The organism is Streptomyces marokkonensis, assembly GCF_039539045.1.
Lineage (GTDB): Bacteria > Actinomycetota > Actinomycetes > Streptomycetales > Streptomycetaceae > Streptomyces > Streptomyces marokkonensis.
The window spans coordinates 26815-43914 of record NZ_BAABCQ010000050.1; the positions used below are offsets into that span (position 1 = coordinate 26815).

Genomic DNA, 17100 nt, shown 5'->3' on the forward strand with positions numbered 1-17100 from the left:
TGTGTCTGATGTTGCCGAGTCGCTCTGGAATCACGGGAGTTGACGTGCTACTTTCGCTGGCCGGTCAGGGTACCGGCTCATGGGGGAAGGTCGGTGAGGGCAGCGGCGGGACGGGGCGAGGGCAGGCGCGAGCCGGGGGAGGACCTGCTGTTCCGCCTGACAGAGACGTTGTGCGGTCTGAGCTGCATGGAAGACCAGGCCGGCCGCGCCTTCTTCGCGAGCGTCCTCTCGGACCACCTTGAACTCCGCGTGGAACTGCGCGGCACCAAGCGGCGCGAGGACGTGATCGCTCTGGTGCGAGCGGCGCTCGGCGTACCGTCGGGCGAGCGACAGCTCGTCACAGTCGTCCGCGTCTTCGAAGGAGAGTCGATCGCCACCGGGATCGAACACCTGCTTGTCGAGGCGGGGACGACACACCCCCCTCCCGCGCCTCCCGGTCCTCTGACCACGCGTGACCTGCGCTCCGCGCTGGCACTGCTGGAGGCCGTCGAGGAACAGCTCCCGGGAACGGGGCTGGGGCGTTGGCGATTCCCCTGGACGACCTCGATCCCTATCGGGACCTCGACGAACCCGTCCCTCCCGAACGGCTCGACGCCGACGAGGCCGCCGCCTGGCAGGAGACGTTCGACGACGCACTGGGCATTCTCCGCCGGGGGGAGACCGGCGAAGAGTACGAAACCCGGCGATCCGGCCACCGCGCTGGACGGCTACGCCGAGGACCTGGCCCGTGACCCGGCCGACCCCCAGGCACTGTCCGGCTGGATCGTCGCCCGCGCGGTCCTGGACCCGGGCCGCTCCACCCGCCGCCCCCTCGCCCGCCCGGAGCTGCTCCGGCCGCGGCCGGGCGGCTGACCCGTCGGACGCGGGGCCGACCCGTAAGGTACGGGGCTGTGCAAGCCGGGCACGGGTCTGCGCGACCGGGGGGTGAACAGGCGCCCGAATGGTCAGGATGGAGGCATGGGATTCCAAGTCGACTCCGAAGCCGGGCGGCTCACCCGCGTCATCCTGCACCGGCCGGATCTCGAGCTCAAAAGGCTCACCCCCAGCAACAAGGACGCCCTTCTCTTCGACGACGTGCTGTGGGTGCGCCGGGCGCGCGCCGAGCACGACGGGTTCGCCGACGTGCTCCGCGACCGCGGGGTCGCCGTGCACCTCTTCGGCGACCTGCTCACCGAGACGCTGGGTCTTCCGGCGGCCCGCCGGCTCGTCCTGGACCGGGTCTTCGACGAGAAGGAGTACGGAGTGCTGGCCACGGATCACCTCCGGGCCGCCTTCGAGACCCTGCCCGCCCACGAGCTCGCCGAGGTCCTCGTCGGCGGCATGACCAAGCGCGAGTTCCTGGACGCCCACCCGGAGCCGGCCTCCGTGCGCTTCCACGCCATGGAGCTGGACGACTTCGTGCTCGGACCGCTGCCCAACCACCTCTTCACCCGGGACACCTCGGCCTGGATCTACGACGGCGTCTCCATCAACGCCATGCGCTGGCCCGCCCGGCAGCGCGAGACGGTCCACTTCGAGGCGATCTACCGGCATCACCCGCTGTTCCGTGACGAGACGTTCCACCTCTGGTCCGAGGGGCAGGCCGACTACCCCTCCACCATCGAGGGCGGCGACGTCCTCGTCATCGGCAACGGTGCCGTGCTCATCGGCATGAGTGAGCGGACCACGCCCCAGGCCGTCGAGATGCTCGCGTACAAGCTGTTCGCGGCGGGCTCCGCGCGCACCATCGTGGCGCTCGACATGCCCAAGCGGCGGGCCTTCATGCACCTCGACACCGTGATGACGATGGTCGACGGCGACACCTTCACCCAGTACGCCGGGCTCGGCATGCTGCGCTCCTACACCATCGAGCCGGGCGTGGGCGACAAGGAGCTGAAGGTCAGCGACCATCCGCCGGAGCACATGCACCGCGCGATGGCCGCCGCCCTGGGGCTGAACGAGATCCGGGTGCTCACCGCGACCCAGGACGTCCACGCCGCGGAACGCGAGCAGTGGGACGACGGCTGCAACGTCCTGGCCGTCGAGCCCGGCGTCGTCGTCGCCTACGAACGGAACTCCACCACCAACACCCACCTGCGCAAGCGGGGCATCGAGGTGATCGAGATCCCGGGCAGTGAGCTGGGCCGGGGCAGGGGCGGGCCGCGGTGCATGAGCTGCCCGGTGGAACGACAGGCCGTATAAAGATTCAAAGTCTCGTATACAATTCCACAGAGACCCGTCCCCGTACCTCTGGAGCGCCCCCATGGCGACAGTCCCGATCGCCCTCTCCGGCCGCCACTTCCTCAAGGAGCTCGACTTCACCGCGGAGGAGTTCCGTGGCCTGGTCGAGCTGGCCGCGGAACTGAAGGCCGCCAAGAAGGCCGGGGCCGAGACGCGGTACCTGCGGGGGAAGAACATCGCGCTGATCTTCGAGAAGACGTCGACGCGCACCCGGTGCGCGTTCGAGGTCGCCGCCGCCGACCAGGGTGCCTCGACGACGTACCTCGACCCTGCCGGCTCGCAGATCGGCCACAAGGAGTCCGTGAAGGACACCGGGCGCGTGCTGGGTCGCATGTTCGACGGGATCGAGTACCGGGGCGACAGCCAGCGGAAGGTCGAGGAACTGGCAGCCTTCGCCGGGGTGCCCGTCTACAACGGCCTGACCGACGACTGGCACCCCACCCAGATGCTCGCCGACGTCCTGACCATGACCGAGCACAGCGACCGGCCCCTGAGTGAGATCGCCTTCGCCTACCTCGGTGACGCCCGCTTCAACATGGGCAACTCCTACCTGGTCACCGGCGCCCTGCTCGGCATGGACGTACGCATCGTCGCCCCGAAGTCCTACTGGCCCGCCCAGGAGGTCGTCGACCGGGCGAGGGAGCTCGCCGAGTCGAGCGGGGCGCGCGTCACGCTCACCGAGACCGTGGACGAGGGCGTGCGCGGCGCCGACTTCGTCGTCACCGACGTCTGGGTCTCCATGGGCGAGCCCAAGGAGGTCTGGGACGAGCGGATCAGGTCTCTGGCCCCGTACGCCGTGACCATGGACGTCCTGCGCGCCACCGGCAACCCGGACGTCAAGTTCCTGCACTGCCTGCCCGCCTTCCACGACCTGGGCACCAAGGTCGGCCAGGAGATCTTCGAGGCCCACGGCCTCGACTCCCTGGAGGTCACGGACGAGGTCTTCGAGTCCGCGCACTCGGTCGTCTTCGACGAGGCGGAGAACCGTCTGCACACCATCAAGGCGGTCCTGGTCGCCACGCTGGCCTGACCGGCAACCCTGCGACCGACGTCGCGGTCCTGGCCTGCGGCCGACGCCGCGCGGTCCTGACCGGCACGGACGCTGCCGTTCTGACGGGGCGACCGGCCAGACCCGCGCAGCCCGTTATTCTGACCGGCGGCCCCGGAGCCACCCCTTCCGATGCCACCGGCCGCGACCACCGTCGCGCCCCCCCCGCACCACCAGAAACGAGCACCACCCGCAATGCCCGCTTCCCGCGTCAAGTCCCCCCACCTCCTCGTCGCCGAATCCGGCGCCGACCGCGAAGGCCACGGCCTGAAGCGCACGATGGGACTCTTCCAGCTCGTTTGCTTCGGCGTCGGCGCGATCGTCGGCACCGGCATCTTCGTCGGCCTGTCCGACTCGGTCGCCGAGGCCGGTCCGGCCGTCGTCGTCTCCTTCGTGCTGGCCGCGATCACCTGCGTGTTCACCGCGTTCGCCTTCGCCGAGCTGGGCGGCGCGATCCCGGTGTCCGGTTCCTCGTACTCCTTCGCCTACGCCGGACTCGGCGAACGGACCGCCTTCCTGGTCGGCTGGTGCCTGCTCCTGGAGTACGGCGTGTCTGTCTCCGCGGTCGCGGTCGGCTGGAGCCAGTACGTCAACGAACTGCTGGACAGCGTCCTCGGCCTCCAGCTGCCGCACGCGCTCTCCGCGGGCCCCGGCGACGGCGGCGCGGTCAACCTGCCCGCGGTGATCGTCATCGCGCTGGCGTGCGTGCTCCTGGTGCGCGGCGTGCGGGAGAGCGCCCGGGCCACGGCCGCGATGGCCGTGCTCAAGCTGGCCGTCCTCGTCGCCTTCTGCGCCATCGGCTTCCACGCCTTCGAGGACGGCAACCTCACCCCGTTCTCCCCGGCCGGCCTCGGGGGCATCGGCGCCGGCACCACGGCCGCCTTCTTCTCGTACATCGGCTTCGACGCGATCACCACGGCCGGTGAGGAGGCCAAGAACCCCCGTCGCGACATCCCCATCGCGATCCTGGTCTGCATCGGCCTGGTCACCCTGCTGTACTGCGCGGTCGCCGTCGCCGCGATCGGCGCCATCGGCGGCGACGCGGTCGGCGACCGGCCCGCCGCGCTGTCGTACGTCGTCAACGAGGTCACCGGCTCCACGATCGGCGGCGGTGTCGTCGCGTTCGGCGCGGTCGTGGCCATCGCCTCGGTGGTGCTCGCCGTGATGTACGGCCAGACCCGCATCCTCATGTCGATGTCCCGCGACGGACTGATCCCGCGGGTCTTCGAGAAGATCTCGCCGCGTACGGCGACCCCCGTCGCCGGCACGCTGATCGTCGGCGCGGTCTTCGCGCTGCCCGCGGCCTTCGCCCCGTTGGACGCGGTGGTCAACCTGTGCACCATCGGCACCCTCGCGACCATGGCCGCCGTCAACATCGCCGTGATCGCGCTGCGCCGCCGCGAGCCGGGCCTCGCCCGCACCTTCCGGGTGCCGCTGTACCCGGTGACGCCGCTCCTCGGGGTCGGCTTCTGCCTGTACCTGATCTACGAGACGGGTGCGGCGACCTGGCTCCAGTTCGCGGTGTTCCTCGCGGTGGGCCTGCTCGTGTACACGGCCTACGGGCGCCGGCACTCCCGCCTCGCCCGGGCCGGCGCGGAGGTCACGCCGGAGGGCGACGCTGAGCGGGTATCGCGGGAAGCCTGAACCAGACCGCCTTGCCGGATCCGGTGGGCCGGTGACCACAGGACGAGCTCAGGGCGCGGATCAGCAGTAGACCGCGCCCGTGTTCCTGCCAGGGGTCGGGCGGCTCGACACCGGGGCGGGTGAGGTCGGCGGGCGGCTCCGGGTCCGGGTCGTGCACCTCGACCTGGCAGCCGGTCGGCATCAGTTCCACCACCAGCTCTATCGGCGCCCCGCCCAGGGTGTGCTCGACGGCGTTGGCGACCAGCTCCGCCGTGAGCAGCTCCGCCGTGTCGCCGTCGGCCGTGTGCTCCAGCTCCGCCAGCGCCGTACGGACCAGGGCACGGGCCACCGGCACGGCCGCGGCGGAGTGCGGCAGCGCGATGCGCCAGGATGCCGAAGGCCGGGGCGGCACGAAGTGCCTCCGTGAGGGGTCGCGGCCGGGCGGGGGGTGGGCTGGGGAGCGATCGTGCACGGCGAGTCCGTTCCGGAGCAGGCTGTCGTCCTGTCCTGCTTTCAACCTTATGAATGGTACGGCGCCACCCGGCAGAGCCGTTCGACGGGCATCACGCGGGACCTTCGACCCGGGCACCGGGAGACCCGCCCGCTACGGCCACGACCGACCGTTGTCGCGTCTTGGTGACGACAGTCACAGAGGGGTGATAGCTTCGGACGACCGTGAGACCCAGCGCTCACTGGGGCCGCGCCCGCCCCGGCTAGGAGGCCGCCCGTCATGAGTCCCTTCACCGGCTCCGCCGCGCGCACGCCCGAGTGGCGGCACCTGCGCGTCGATCTCACCGACGGTGTCGCCACCGTCACCCTCGCCCGCCCCGACAAACTCAACGCGCTGACCTTCGAGGCCTACGCCGACCTGCGAGACCTGCTCGCCGAGCTGTCCCGGGAGCGGTCCGTACGGGCCCTGGTGCTGGCCGGTGAGGGACGTGGCTTCTGCTCCGGCGGCGACGTCGACGAGATCATCGGCGCGACCCTGTCCATGGACACCGCCCAGCTGCTGGACTTCAACCGGATGACGGGCCAGGTGGTGCGGGCCGTACGGGAGTGTCCGTTCCCGGTGATCGCCGCTCTGCACGGCGTCGCGGCCGGCGCGGGCGCGGTCCTCGCCCTGGCCGCGGACTTCCGCGTCGCCGACCCGTCCACCCGCTTCGCCTTCCTCTTCACCCGCGTAGGCCTGTCCGGCGGCGACATGGGCGCCGCCTACCTGCTGCCCCGCGTCGTCGGCCTCGGTCACGCCACCCGGCTGCTGATGCTCGGCGAACCGGTGCGGACGCCCGAGGCCGAGAGGATCGGCCTGATCAGCGAGCTGACCGACGAGGGCCGCGCCGACGAGGCCGCCCGGTCCCTCGCCCGCCGCCTCGCCGACGGCCCGGCCCTGGCCCACGCCCAGACCAAGGCCCTCCTCACCGCCGAACTGGACATGCCGCTGGCGGCATCGGTGGAACTGGACGCCTCCACCCAGGCCCTGCTGATGAACGGCGAGGACTACGCGGAGTTCCACGCCTCGTTCACGGAGAAGCGCCCGCCGAAGTGGAACGGACGCCAGGCATGCGCCCCCTGAGCGCGGCGATCGTCGGCGGCGGCCCCGGCGGCCTCTACACCGCCGCCCTCCTCAAACGCCTCGACCCCGGCCGCCGGGTCACCGTCTGGGAACGCAACGCCCCGGACGACACCTTCGGTTTCGGAGTCGTCCTGTCCGACGAGACCCTCGGCGGCATCGAACACGCCGACCCGGTCGTCTACGCGGCCCTCGGTGCCGACTTCGTCCGCTGGGACGACATCCACATCGTCCACCGGGGAACCCGCCAGACCTCCGGGGGGCACGGCTTCGCCGCCCTCGGCCGCCGCCGCCTCCTGGAGATCCTGCACGAGCGCTGCCACGCCCTCGGCGTCGAGCTGCGCTTCCGCGCCGAGGCCCCGGACCCGGCCACGCTGTCTCGGACGTACGGCCTCGTCGTCGCCGCCGACGGCGTGCACAGCACCACCCGCGAGGCCTACCGCGACGCGTTCCGGCCCACCCTCACCAACCACCGCTGCCGCTACATCTGGCTGGCCGCCGACTTCGCCTTCGACGCCTTCCGCTTCGAGATCGCCGAGACCGAGCACGGCGCGATGCAGCTGCACGGCTACCCGTTCGCGGCCGACGCCTCGACCGTCATCGTGGAGATGCGCGAGGAGGTCTGGCGGGCGGCCGGTTTCGACGAACTGGACGAAGCCGAGTCCACCGCCCGCTGCGCCAGGATCTTCGCCGACGCCCTCGGCGGCCGGCCGCTGAGGTCCAACACGTCGAGGTCCGGCAAGTCGGCGTGGACCACCTTCCGCACGGTCGTCAACGAACGCTGGTCGCACGGCAACGTCGTCCTCCTCGGCGACGCCGCCCACACCGCCCACTTCTCCATCGGCTCCGGCACCAAACTCGCCGTGGAGGACGCCCTCGCGCTCGCCGCCTGCCTGGAGGAACAGCCCACTCTCCGGGCGGCACTCACCGCCTACGAGGAGGAGCGTCGCCCCGTCGTCGCCTCCACCCAGCGGGCGGCCCGGGCCAGCCTGGAGTGGTTCGAGGAGGTGTCCCGCCACCTCGACCAGCCGCCCCGCCAGTTCGCCTTCAACCTGCTCACCCGCAGCCGCCGCGTCACCCACGGGAACCTGCGGCTGCGCGACGCCGCCTTCACCGGATCCGTGGAGCGCGAGTTCGGCTGCCCGGCCGGCACGCCCCCGATGTTCACCCCGTTCCGGCTGCGCGGCCTGACCCTGCGCAACCGTGTTGTTGTCTCCCCGATGGACATGTACTCGGCCACCGACGGCATCCCCGGCGACTTCCACCTGGTCCACCTGGGAGCCAGGGCTCTCGGCGGTGCCGGGCTGGTGATGACAGAGATGGTGTGCGTCAGTGAGGAGGGCCGCATCACCCCCGGCTGCGCGGGCCTGTACACCGACGCGCAGGGCGAGGCGTGGCGGCGGATCACGGACTTCGCGCACGCCCGGGCGCCCGGCACCGCGATCGGCGTGCAGCTCGGGCACAGCGGGCGCAAGGGCTCGACCCGGCTGATGTGGGAGGGCATGGACGAACCGCTCCCCGAGGGCAACTGGCCCCTGTCCGCCGCCTCCCCGCTGCCGTACAAACCGGGCAGTCAGACGCCGCATGAGCTGTCCCGGGAGGAACTGGCGGCGATCCGGGAGCAGTTCACGACCGCCGCCGCGCGGGCCGCCCGAGCCGGTTTCGACCTGCTCGAACTGCACTGCGCCCACGGCTACCTGCTCTCCGGCTTCCTCTCCCCGCTCACCAACCACCGCACCGATGCCTACGGCGGCTCACTGGACGGTCGGCTCCGCTTCCCGCTGGAGGTCTTCGACGCCGTACGCGCCGTCTGGCCTCCCGAGCGGCCCCTGACCGTGCGTGTCTCCGCGACCGACTGGGCCGAGGGCGGCACGAGCGCCGAGGAGGCCGTGGCGATCGCCCGCGCCTTCGCGGCGCACGGCGCCGACGCCATCGACGTGTCCACGGGGCAGGTCGTGGCCGACGAGCGGCCGGAGTTCGGGCGCTCGTACCAGACGCCGTACGCGGACCGCGTCCGGCACGAGGCGGGCGTCCCGGTGATCGCCGTCGGCGCGATCTCCTCGTGGGACGACGTCAACTCGCTCGTCCTGGCCGGCCGCACCGACCTGTGCGCCCTCGCCCGCCCCCACCTCTACGACCCGCACTGGACGCTGCACGCGGCGGCCGAGCAGGGCTACGAGGGGCCCGGTGCCGTATGGCCGGTGCCGTACCGGGCGGGCAGCCGACGGCCGGTGACCGGACGCACCGACGCCGCCAAGCCCAGGCTCACGCTGCGCGGCCGGCGTCAGGACGGGGAGCCGGCCCCGGGATCCGACGAGAAGCCCGGCCTGGAGCCCGACAAGAAGTCGGATCGGGAGCCCGACGAGAAGCCCAACAAGAAGTCCAACGAGAAGACCTGCGACAAGTCCTACGCCAAGTCCGCCGTGGAGTCCGACGTGTAGCCCCAGGCCGCGCACATCGCGCGCAGCCGTTTTGGGATCTCGTCCTCCTTCGGCAGTGCGCGGCCCGGCTGCACGGTGCCGGTGCGAATGTTGTCGCGCCAGTCGCCGAGCCCCCTGACCAGCTCACCGCCGCTCTTCTTGCCGTAGTTCAGCATGGTCGGCGCGTAGTCGACGCCGAGGAACGCGCACAGGCGGCGCATCTCCCGCCCGGGATCGGCGGTGATGTCCTCGTAGCGCACGGTGAAGCCGTCGGCGTCGGCCGTGCGGGCCTCCTCGACGGCCGTCATGTAGCGCAGGACGTCGGTGACGGCCTTGTCGTACGGCCGCTTGACGGGGTCGCTCTCGTGCCAGGAGCGGGCGATCGACTCCGGATGGCGCAGCAGGAAGACGAAGCGCGCGTCGGGCCAGCAGTCCTTCAGGCGCCGGTACATGTACGCGTTGGCCGGGGTCTTCTCGACGATGAAGTCCTTGCCGGCCCTGACCAGTTCGCGGTGCATGACGCGGTCCCAGAGCAGGTGCTCCAGATCGCCGCGGGCCAGGCCGAGGGCGCTCATGGCCTGCTCGGAGTGCCAGTTGTCGCAGTCGACGTTCACCCGCCCGAGATGCAGTTCGTGCGCGGTGTGCAGCCGCGGGTGGGCGCCCACCATCATGCGCAGCAGGGTGGAGCCGGAGCGGATGGACGAGATGATGAAGACGGGCTGCCGCAGCAGCCGCTCGGTCGCCAGCTCCTCGGTCGACGGGCATCGGTAGGTGGCAGCGGGCCGCTCCGCGGCTTGTGGCGCGGCGGAGGTCTTCCCCCTCGCCACCCGGGGAGCTCTCCGTACCTGGAGGCCGGTCGTGACGGTCAGGGCCCGGTTCAAGTTACGCGCGAGACTCATGTGTCCGCACGGTAGGTGAGAAACCTGAGAAGAGGGTCTGAGAAGGCTGAGGGTTCCCTCATCGCGGAGAAATGTGATGCACATCACGTGCCGGGGATGTGGGTTCAGGGCGTCGCGTAGGCCGCGCCCGCGTCGCGCAGCCGCTCGTGCAGGGCCCGGAAGACGGCCGCCGAGCGCGTACCGGGCCAGTCCCCGGGCAGCAGCCGGGGGGGCAGTCCGGGGTCGGCGTAGGGCAGGTGGCGCCAGGAGTCCAGGGCGAGGAGGTAGTCGCGGTAGGCATCCTCGGGCGGGGTGTCCGTTCGGCGCTCCCAGTCGTGCAGCACGCGCGCGTGGCGGTCGAGGAACGCCTCGTGCTCCTTGGCGACCGCGGCCAGGTCCCACCAGCGTGCCGCCGCCTCGGCGGTCGGCGTGAAGCCCAGGTGCTCACCGCGGAAGAAGTCCACGTACGAGTCCAGGCCCAGCCGGCCCAGCGCGTGCCGGGTCTCCTCGTACAGGCGGGCCGGGGCGATCCACACGCCGGGGGCGGCGGTGCCGAAGCCGAGGCCTGCCAGGCGGGTCCGCAGCACGTGCCGCTTCTGCCGCTCCGACTCCGGCACGGAGAACACGGCGAGCACCCAGCCCTGGTCCTCGTAGGGCGCCGTGGCGTAGATGCGCCGGTCCCCGTCCCTCAGTAGCTCGCGGGCCTCGGCGGAGAGTTCGTAGCCGGCCGCGCCCCGGGCGGTACGGGCGGGCAGCAGCAGCCCGCGCCGCTTCAACCGGGACACCGAGGAGCGCACGGAGGGGGCGTCCACCCCGACCGCGGCCAGCAGCCGGATCAGTTCGGCGACGGGGAGCGGCCCCGGCACGAAACGGCCGTACGCGCCGTAGAGCGTGACGATCAGGGATCTCGGGGTGTGTTGCGCGTGCGGGTCGGACACGTTGATCATCTTAGGTTGTCGTCATTCCGCCCGGTCGCCCTGGGGATCGCGTTCGCGGCCCGGTGCCGCCAGGAGCCGGTGGCGCTGGAGCTTGCCGGTCGCCGTGCGCGGCAGCGCGTCCAGGAAGACGAACTCGCGCGGGCACTTGTACGGCGCCAGCTCGGACCTGAGGAACGCGCGCAGGGCGTCCGAGTCCCGCTCGGCACCCTCCTTCAGTACGGCGTGGGCCACCACGACCTGCCCGCGGTTCGCGTCGGGCCGGCCCACCACCGCCGCTTCCACCACGTCCGGATGCCGCAGCAGCGCGTCCTCCACCTCCGGCCCGGCGATGTTGTAACCGGCGGAGATGATCATGTCGTCGGCGCGTGCCACGTACCGGAAGTAGCCGTCGGGTTCGCGGACGTAGGTGTCGCCGGTGACGTTCCAGCCGCCGCGCACGTACTCCCGCTGCCGCGGATCGGCGAGGTACCGGCAGCCCACCGGCCCCCGCACCGCCAGCAGCCCCGGCTCCCCGTCGGGGACGGGAGCGCCGGATCCGTCCTGCACGCGCGCGTGCCATCCCGGCACCGGTACGCCCGTCGTGCCCGGCCTGATGTCGCCGTCCGCCGCGGAGACGAAGATGTGCAGCAGCTCGGTGGCGCCGATGCCGTTGATGATGCGCAGGCCGGTGCGCTCGTGCCAGGCACGCCAGGTGGCCGCGGGCAGGTTCTCGCCGGCCGAGACGCAGCGCCGCAGGCACGTCACGTCGTACGCGTCCAGCTCGTCGAGCATCGCGCGGTACGCCGTCGGCGCGGTGAACAGCACCGACACCCGGTGCTCGGCGACGGCGGGCAGCAGTTGCCCGGGGCCCGCCTGTTCCAGCAGCAGCGCGCTCGCCCCGGCCCGCATCGGGAAGATCACCAGCCCACCGAGCCCGAAGGTGAAGCCGAGTGGGGGACTGCCCGCGAAGACGTCGTCCGCGCGCGGCTTGAGCACGTGCCGGGAGAAGGTGTCGGCGATCGCCAGCACGTCCCGGTGGAAGTGCATACATCCCTTGGGGCGCCCGGTGGTGCCCGAGGTGAAGGCGATCAGTGCCACGTCCTCGGCCGCGGTGTCCACCGCCGGGTACGGGGTGTCCACCGCCGGGCGCGGGGTGGCGGGCGCCGTGCCCGCCGCGGTACGGGCCTGGGCATCGGCCTCCGTACGGATCAGCAGGTCGCCGGGTGCCTCCCCGCCGTACGTCGTGATCCGCAGCCCGGGGATCTCCGCCTTGGCGAGGTCGTCGACGGCCCGGACGTCGCACAGGGCGTGCCGCACCCGGGCGATCTCGCAGATGGCGCGCAGCTCGTGCGGGCGCTGCTGGGCCAGTACGGTCACCGCCACCGCACCCGCCTTCAGCACCGCGAGCCAGCAGGCCGCCAGCCAGGGGGTCGTGGGGCCGCGCAGCAGCACCCGGTTGCCCGGTACGACGCCGAGGTCGCCGGTGAGGAGATGGGCCAGCCGGTCGACGAGGGCCCGCAGCTGTCCGTAGGTCCAGCTGTCCCCGGACGCGGTGCGGAAGACCGGGCGGTCGTCGGGCGGGCCGGTGAGCAGCTCGACGGCGCAGTTCAGCCGGGCGGGGTAGCGCAGTTCCGGGAGGTCGAAGCGGAGATCGGGCCACTGGTCGGGTGGCGGCAGGTGCTCGCGCGCGAAGGTGTCGACGTGGGCGGAACGGTGCGGGTCCCCGCGGTGCGGTTCTGCGCGGTGCGGATCTGCCATGGCGGTTCGCCCCCTTTGTCGTGGTGGGCTCGCGCCCCGAGCGTATCGTGTTGGTGACGACAGTCAACGGCACGCGATAGTCTCGGACGTGGCCCAGCGGGCGGGGGCGCAGGGCAGGGGAGCAGGGGAAGGGACCGGCGATGACCGCATTCTCGCTCGAACCGGCACAACTCGCCTGGTGTGCCGAGCTGCGCGCCCTGGCCGCCGATCGGCTGCGCCCGCTCGCGGAGAAGGGCGAACCGGGCCGCGTCGACCGCGCCCTCCTCGCCGAGCTCGGCACCCTCGGCCTGCTGCCCCGCCTGTTCACCTCGGGCGCGCTGGACCTGTGCCTGATGCGCGAGTCCCTCGCCCACGCCTGCACCGAGGCGGAGACCGCCCTCGCCCTCCAGGGCCTCGGCGCCCACCCGGTGCACGCCCACGGCACCGAGGCCCAGCGCGCCCGCTGGCTGCCCCGCGTGAGCGACGGCAGCGCGGTGGCCGCCTTCGCGCTCAGCGAGCCCGACGCCGGCTCGGACGCGGCGGCACTGACACTGGCCGCCCACCCGGACACGCGGTCCGACGGGCCCTCCGGCTGGCGGCTCACCGGCGAGAAGTGCTGGATCTCCAACGCCCCCGAGGCCGACTTCTACACCGTCTTCGCCCGTACCGCCCCCGGCGCCGGCGCCCGCGGCGTCACCGCCTTCCTCGTCCCCGCCGACCGCCCCGGCCTCACCGGCACCCCCCTCGACATGCTCTCCCAGCACCCCATCGGCGCCCTCGACTTCGACGCCGTACCCGTGACGGCGGACGACGTGCTCGGCGAGCCGGACCGGGGCTTCCGCGTCGCCATGGACACCCTCAACCTGTTCCGCCCCAGCGTCGGCGCCTTCGCCGTCGGCATGGCGCAGGCCGCCCTGGACGCCACCCTCACGCACACCACCGCCCGCGACGCCTTCGGCGGCAAGCTGCGCGACCTCCAGACCGTCGCCCACCAGGTCGCCGAGATGGCCCTGCGCACCGAGGCTGCCCGCCTGATGGTGTACGCGGCGGCGACGGCGTACGACGAGGGCGCCCCGGACGTCCCACGCCGCGCCGCGATGGCGAAACTCCTCGCCACCGAGACCGCCCAGTACGTCGTCGACAAGGCAGTCCAACTGCACGGTGCCCGCGCCCTTCGCCGGGGCCACCTCCTCGAACACCTCTACCGCGAGGTGCGCGCCCCCCGCGTCTACGAGGGCGCGAGCGAGGTGCAACGCGGCATCATCGCCAAGGAGCTGTACCGCACGCGGGCAGCCGAAACGAACAAGGAGGCCGGCACATGACCGCCGAACGGGTGAACCCGCCTCAGCTCTCCCCGCCCACCGGCTTCTCCCACGCCGTCGTCGCCACCGGAAGCCGCGTCGTGTTCCTGGCCGGCCAGACCGCCCTCGACACCGACGGCAAGGTCACCGGCGACACCTTCCCCGCCCAGTTCGAGCTGGCTCTCACCAATCTCCTGACCGCCCTGCGTGCCGTCGGCGGCACTCCCGCGGACCTCGCCCGCGTCACCGTCTACGCCACGGATGTCGCCGCCTACCGCACCCACGGCGCCGACCTCGGCCGCACCTGGCGCGAGCTGGCCGGCCGCGACTACCCGGCGATGGCGGTCGTGGAAGTCGTACGCCTGTGGGACGAGCGGGCGTTGGTGGAACTGGACGGGTTCGCCGTACTGCCGTAGCCGACCCGGCGCATCTAGCATTCCAATATGCCGGACATCGAACTGAGCGCGGGAACCATCGAGTACGAGGACACCGGCGGCGACGGGCCCGTCGTCGTCCTCCTCCACGGCCTCGTCCACGACGCCACCGTCTGGCGCGAGGTCGTCGCCGACCTGCGCACCGACCACCGGGTGATCGCGCCGACCCTGCCCTACGGCGCCCATCGCAGGCCGATGTCCCGGCCGCCCACCCCGGACATCGTCAACGAGCTGATCGCGGAGTTCCTCGACCGCCTGGACCTGACGGACGTCACCCTGGTCGAGAACGACTGCGGGCGGGCGCAGACGGTGGCGGCCCGGCACCCGGAGCGGCTCGCGCGGCTGGCGCTCGTCGCGTGCGAGGCGTTCGACAACTACCCGCCGGGACTGCCCGGAAAGCTCATCGGGATCGCCTGCCGGGCACCCGGCGGTGTGTCTCTGCTGGTCCGCGCCCTGGGACTGAAAGCGCTGCGCCGGCTGCCGGTCGGCATCGGCGCGCTCACCAAGCGGCCCGTGCCGGAGGCGGTCGTCGACGGCTGGCTGCGCCCGTTGCGCACCGACCCGGCGATCCGGCGCGACTTCCGGCACTACAACACACACGTCCGCCGCAGCGAACTGCTCGAAGCTGCCCAGGGGTTGCGGAGTTTCGACCGGCCCGCGCTCGTCGTCTGGGCGACCGAGGACCTGATGATGCCCCGAGCCCACGGTCGACGCCTGGCCGAACTCCTGCCGCAGGGACGGCTGGTGGAGGTCGAAGACGCCCGGACGCTGATCGCCGAGGACCAGCCGGAGCTGCTCTCCTCACTGCTGCGGGAGTTCATCGCCGAGAAGGGATGAGCCTTACCGAGAAGGCATGGGCGCTGCCGGGGAGGGATGAGTACTGCCGGGGCAGGAGGAGCGCGCCGCCGGGGAGCGGTCAGGCGGCCGTGGTCGTCACCAGGCGCCCGTGGGCTCCCGCCGCGGTGCGGGAGCCGGGTGCGGGGGAGCCGGGCACGAGGGTGCCGGGTGCGGGGGAGTCGGCTGCGGGGCAGGAAGGCCGGTGGGTACACATGGAGCACCTCCACGTCGGGAGACCGTCCCGTCGTCGGGACCGTCGAGTGAACAGACCGTGCGCCCGGCGGTAAGTCGCCGCCAGGCCCCCGACGGGAAGCGTGACAACACCCGGACAACCCGGCGACGGTTCCACGACGGCCGACGCGGACTCGCCACCGAAGGGGTGACGGTCACCGGTCCGGGCCCGTCAGCCCGGTACCAGTGGAACCCCCCATTCCGACCAACCGGGAGGTCCCCCATGCCCGTACGATCCGCAGTCCTCGCCACGGCCGCCGGCGCCGCCCTGCTCCTGTCGGCCGCCCCCACCGCGACGGCGGCCCCGCACGACGCCCGCCACGTCACGGAGTCGTTGACGGTCGACCGGACCGGCCGCCTCGCCGCGGACGGCTCCGTGACCCTCTCCGGCACCTACCGGTGCACCGCCGGCGCCGGCCCCGCCTTCGTCGCCTCCTCCGTGAGCCAGAGCGACCCGAACGTCCGGTACGGCATCGGCGGCACCCTCGCGGTGTGCGACGGCCTGGAGCACCGCTGGGTCAACACGGACACGCCCTCCGCGGAGGCGCTGAAGCCGGGCGCCGCCCAGGTGGAGGCCACCCTGGTGGAACTGCGTCCCATGGGCCTTCTGCCACTGCCGAGCATCCGGGCACGTCAGGTCCAGGACGTGACCTTGGTCCAGGACGTGACGCCGGTCCAGGACGTGACGCCGGTCCAGGACATGACGCCGGTCCAGGGCTGAGTCCGCTCAAGCCCGTTTCCTGGGACCGGAGCCCGGCCGTGGTGGGCGCGGACGCTGTGGGTACCGCCGTTGTTGCGGAAGGGACACCGGGTCCGGGGCGGCCGCGCCCCTCACCTCGTCGCAGGGCGCGGACGCGGCGCGTTGCCGGTGGCGCGGCACCGCCCGCCGGGGCGGACGGGTGAGCGTGATCTGGCGGACGATCTGCTGGAAGCAGATCAGCGAGGCCAGCCCCGGCAGGGCCGCGGCCGAGGCGTCGCTGAGTGTCCTGGGCGCCTGCGCGATGCACAGCAGCATCGCGATGGCGGAGAACAGCAGGACCACGGCCCAGGAGTGGACCGCGCGGCGTTGGTGCAGGGCGGACCGCAGGACGGCCAGCGACGCCACCAGCCAGGGCCCGTAGACGAGCAGCGGCCACCACGCCACGACGCTGCCGCGGGTGCGGGTCGCGGCGGCCAGGCGCAGTGGCTCGTAGGCCACCATGCCGCCGAAGAGGCTCACGGAGGCCGCGATGACCGCGGCGAGTGCGGCGATGAGCAGGCTCGCGGCGCGCAGCCGGCTCACCTTCGGCTTGCGGACCTTGCGGTGACTGGCGGGGGATTCCCTCAACGGTGGCAGTTCCGCCGTGATTTCCTGCAGATTGCTCAGCGGCGTGCCCGGCACGGGCGCTGTCACCGACGTTTCCGTCGTCATCCCGCGAGGGGCGACGGGCTGCTGTTCCACCGCGTCCTGGAGCAGAAACGCGAGCTCTTCCGCAGGATCCCAGCCGGGTTCCGGCGGGACCAGGGTCTGCTGGAAGTTCTGTTGGAAGTTCTGTTGGAAGGTGTTCTCGGGCGCCCGGTGCCGGCCGCCCCCGCTCGAGCGGAACGGGCCTTCGCCGTAGGGCATGGGCTGGTGAGTCTGTTCCTCGTACACGACGCGCGGGTCACTCCGCCCGGGTGTACGTCAGGGACCCCTGGGACCGGCCCCATCGTTCGGCGAGGCCGGTCTCCAGCTCGCTCATGACGTCCAGGAAGCGCTGCAGCACAGGCTCGGTCACCCGGAGTGGGACGGGGAGCCCGCCTCTGGTCAGAGTTCCGTCGCTCGGTGACGGACAGTGGTTCCTGCCTGGCCTGTAGACATACGGGCCAAGCGTCACCAGTTCCCCGTTTTCCTCGCTCATATCG

The 17100-nt window shown here is 72.2% G+C and carries 15 protein-coding genes; 10 read left to right on the top strand and 5 right to left on the bottom strand.

The annotated features are described in order from the left end of the window. Positions 1-93 precede the first annotated feature (93 nt). From ABEA26_RS15015 to ABEA26_RS15030, 4 genes are all read left to right on the top strand, one after another. Positions 94-852, top strand: coding sequence for an effector-associated domain 2-containing protein (locus ABEA26_RS15015; protein ID WP_345592687.1), 759 nt, complete (start codon positions 94-96; stop codon positions 850-852). 105 nt (positions 853-957) lie between these two features. Then, on the top strand, positions 958-2181 hold the full coding sequence (locus ABEA26_RS15020) for an arginine deiminase (RefSeq protein WP_345592688.1): 1224 nt from the start codon (positions 958-960) through the stop codon (positions 2179-2181). A gap of 61 nt (positions 2182-2242) precedes the next feature. Further along, positions 2243-3250: an ornithine carbamoyltransferase gene (argF, locus tag ABEA26_RS15025; RefSeq protein ID WP_345592689.1), complete on the top strand. Its 1008-nt coding sequence runs from the start codon at positions 2243-2245 to the stop codon at positions 3248-3250. A 213-nt stretch (positions 3251-3463) separates the two neighbouring features. After that, entirely contained in the window at positions 3464-4912 is a 1449-nt protein-coding gene (locus ABEA26_RS15030; RefSeq protein WP_345592690.1) for an amino acid permease, read from the top strand. Here ABEA26_RS15030 and ABEA26_RS15035 read toward each other — a convergent pair. Further along, the gene (locus ABEA26_RS15035; protein ID WP_345592691.1) at positions 4869-5303 is read right to left on the bottom strand and encodes an ATP-binding protein; all 435 of its coding nucleotides are present in this window, start codon (positions 5301-5303) and stop codon (positions 4869-4871) included. The genes ABEA26_RS15030 and ABEA26_RS15035 overlap by 44 nt on opposite strands. A gap of 318 nt (positions 5304-5621) precedes the next feature. Between ABEA26_RS15035 and ABEA26_RS15040 the strand changes: the two genes are divergently transcribed. Beyond that, positions 5622-6464 carry an enoyl-CoA hydratase family protein gene (locus tag ABEA26_RS15040; RefSeq protein ID WP_345592692.1) on the top strand — a complete coding sequence of 281 codons (843 nt, stop codon included), beginning with the start codon at positions 5622-5624 and terminating at the stop codon, positions 6462-6464. Beyond that, complete coding sequence (locus ABEA26_RS15045; RefSeq protein WP_345592694.1) at positions 6452-8902, top strand: bifunctional salicylyl-CoA 5-hydroxylase/oxidoreductase; 2451 nt, start codon at positions 6452-6454, stop codon at positions 8900-8902. The genes ABEA26_RS15040 and ABEA26_RS15045 overlap by 13 nt, the downstream gene beginning before the upstream one ends. Here ABEA26_RS15045 and ABEA26_RS15050 read toward each other — a convergent pair. From ABEA26_RS15050 to ABEA26_RS15060, 3 genes are all read right to left on the bottom strand, one after another. Then, positions 8869-9780 carry a sulfotransferase family protein gene (locus ABEA26_RS15050; RefSeq protein ID WP_345592696.1) on the bottom strand — a complete coding sequence of 304 codons (912 nt, stop codon included), beginning with the start codon at positions 9778-9780 and terminating at the stop codon, positions 8869-8871. The genes ABEA26_RS15045 and ABEA26_RS15050 overlap by 34 nt on opposite strands. Positions 9781-9884: 104 nt before the next feature. Continuing rightward, complete coding sequence (locus ABEA26_RS15055; RefSeq protein WP_345592698.1) at positions 9885-10706, bottom strand: PaaX family transcriptional regulator; 822 nt, start codon at positions 10704-10706, stop codon at positions 9885-9887. 12 nt (positions 10707-10718) lie between these two features. Then, positions 10719-12434 carry an AMP-binding protein gene (locus tag ABEA26_RS15060; RefSeq protein WP_425587842.1) on the bottom strand — a complete coding sequence of 572 codons (1716 nt, stop codon included), beginning with the start codon at positions 12432-12434 and terminating at the stop codon, positions 10719-10721. A 140-nt stretch (positions 12435-12574) separates the two neighbouring features. Between ABEA26_RS15060 and ABEA26_RS15065 the strand changes: the two genes are divergently transcribed. From ABEA26_RS15065 to ABEA26_RS15080, 4 genes are all read left to right on the top strand, one after another. Beyond that, complete coding sequence (locus ABEA26_RS15065) at positions 12575-13735, top strand: acyl-CoA dehydrogenase family protein (RefSeq protein WP_345592700.1); 1161 nt, start codon at positions 12575-12577, stop codon at positions 13733-13735. Then, on the top strand, positions 13732-14130 hold the full coding sequence (locus ABEA26_RS15070; protein ID WP_345592702.1) for a RidA family protein: 399 nt from the start codon (positions 13732-13734) through the stop codon (positions 14128-14130). The genes ABEA26_RS15065 and ABEA26_RS15070 overlap by 4 nt, the downstream gene beginning before the upstream one ends. Before the next feature lie 27 nt (positions 14131-14157). Beyond that, complete coding sequence (locus tag ABEA26_RS15075; protein WP_345592703.1) at positions 14158-14985, top strand: alpha/beta fold hydrolase; 828 nt, start codon at positions 14158-14160, stop codon at positions 14983-14985. Between the two features lie 454 nt (positions 14986-15439). Continuing rightward, positions 15440-15937 carry a DUF6299 family protein gene (locus ABEA26_RS15080; RefSeq protein ID WP_345592704.1) on the top strand — a complete coding sequence of 166 codons (498 nt, stop codon included), beginning with the start codon at positions 15440-15442 and terminating at the stop codon, positions 15935-15937. A gap of 6 nt (positions 15938-15943) precedes the next feature. Here the strand turns inward: ABEA26_RS15080 and ABEA26_RS15085 are convergent, their stop codons facing one another. Further along, positions 15944-16822: a DUF2637 domain-containing protein gene (locus ABEA26_RS15085; RefSeq protein WP_345592705.1), complete on the bottom strand. Its 879-nt coding sequence runs from the start codon at positions 16820-16822 to the stop codon at positions 15944-15946. Between the last annotated feature and the right edge of the window lie 278 nt (positions 16823-17100).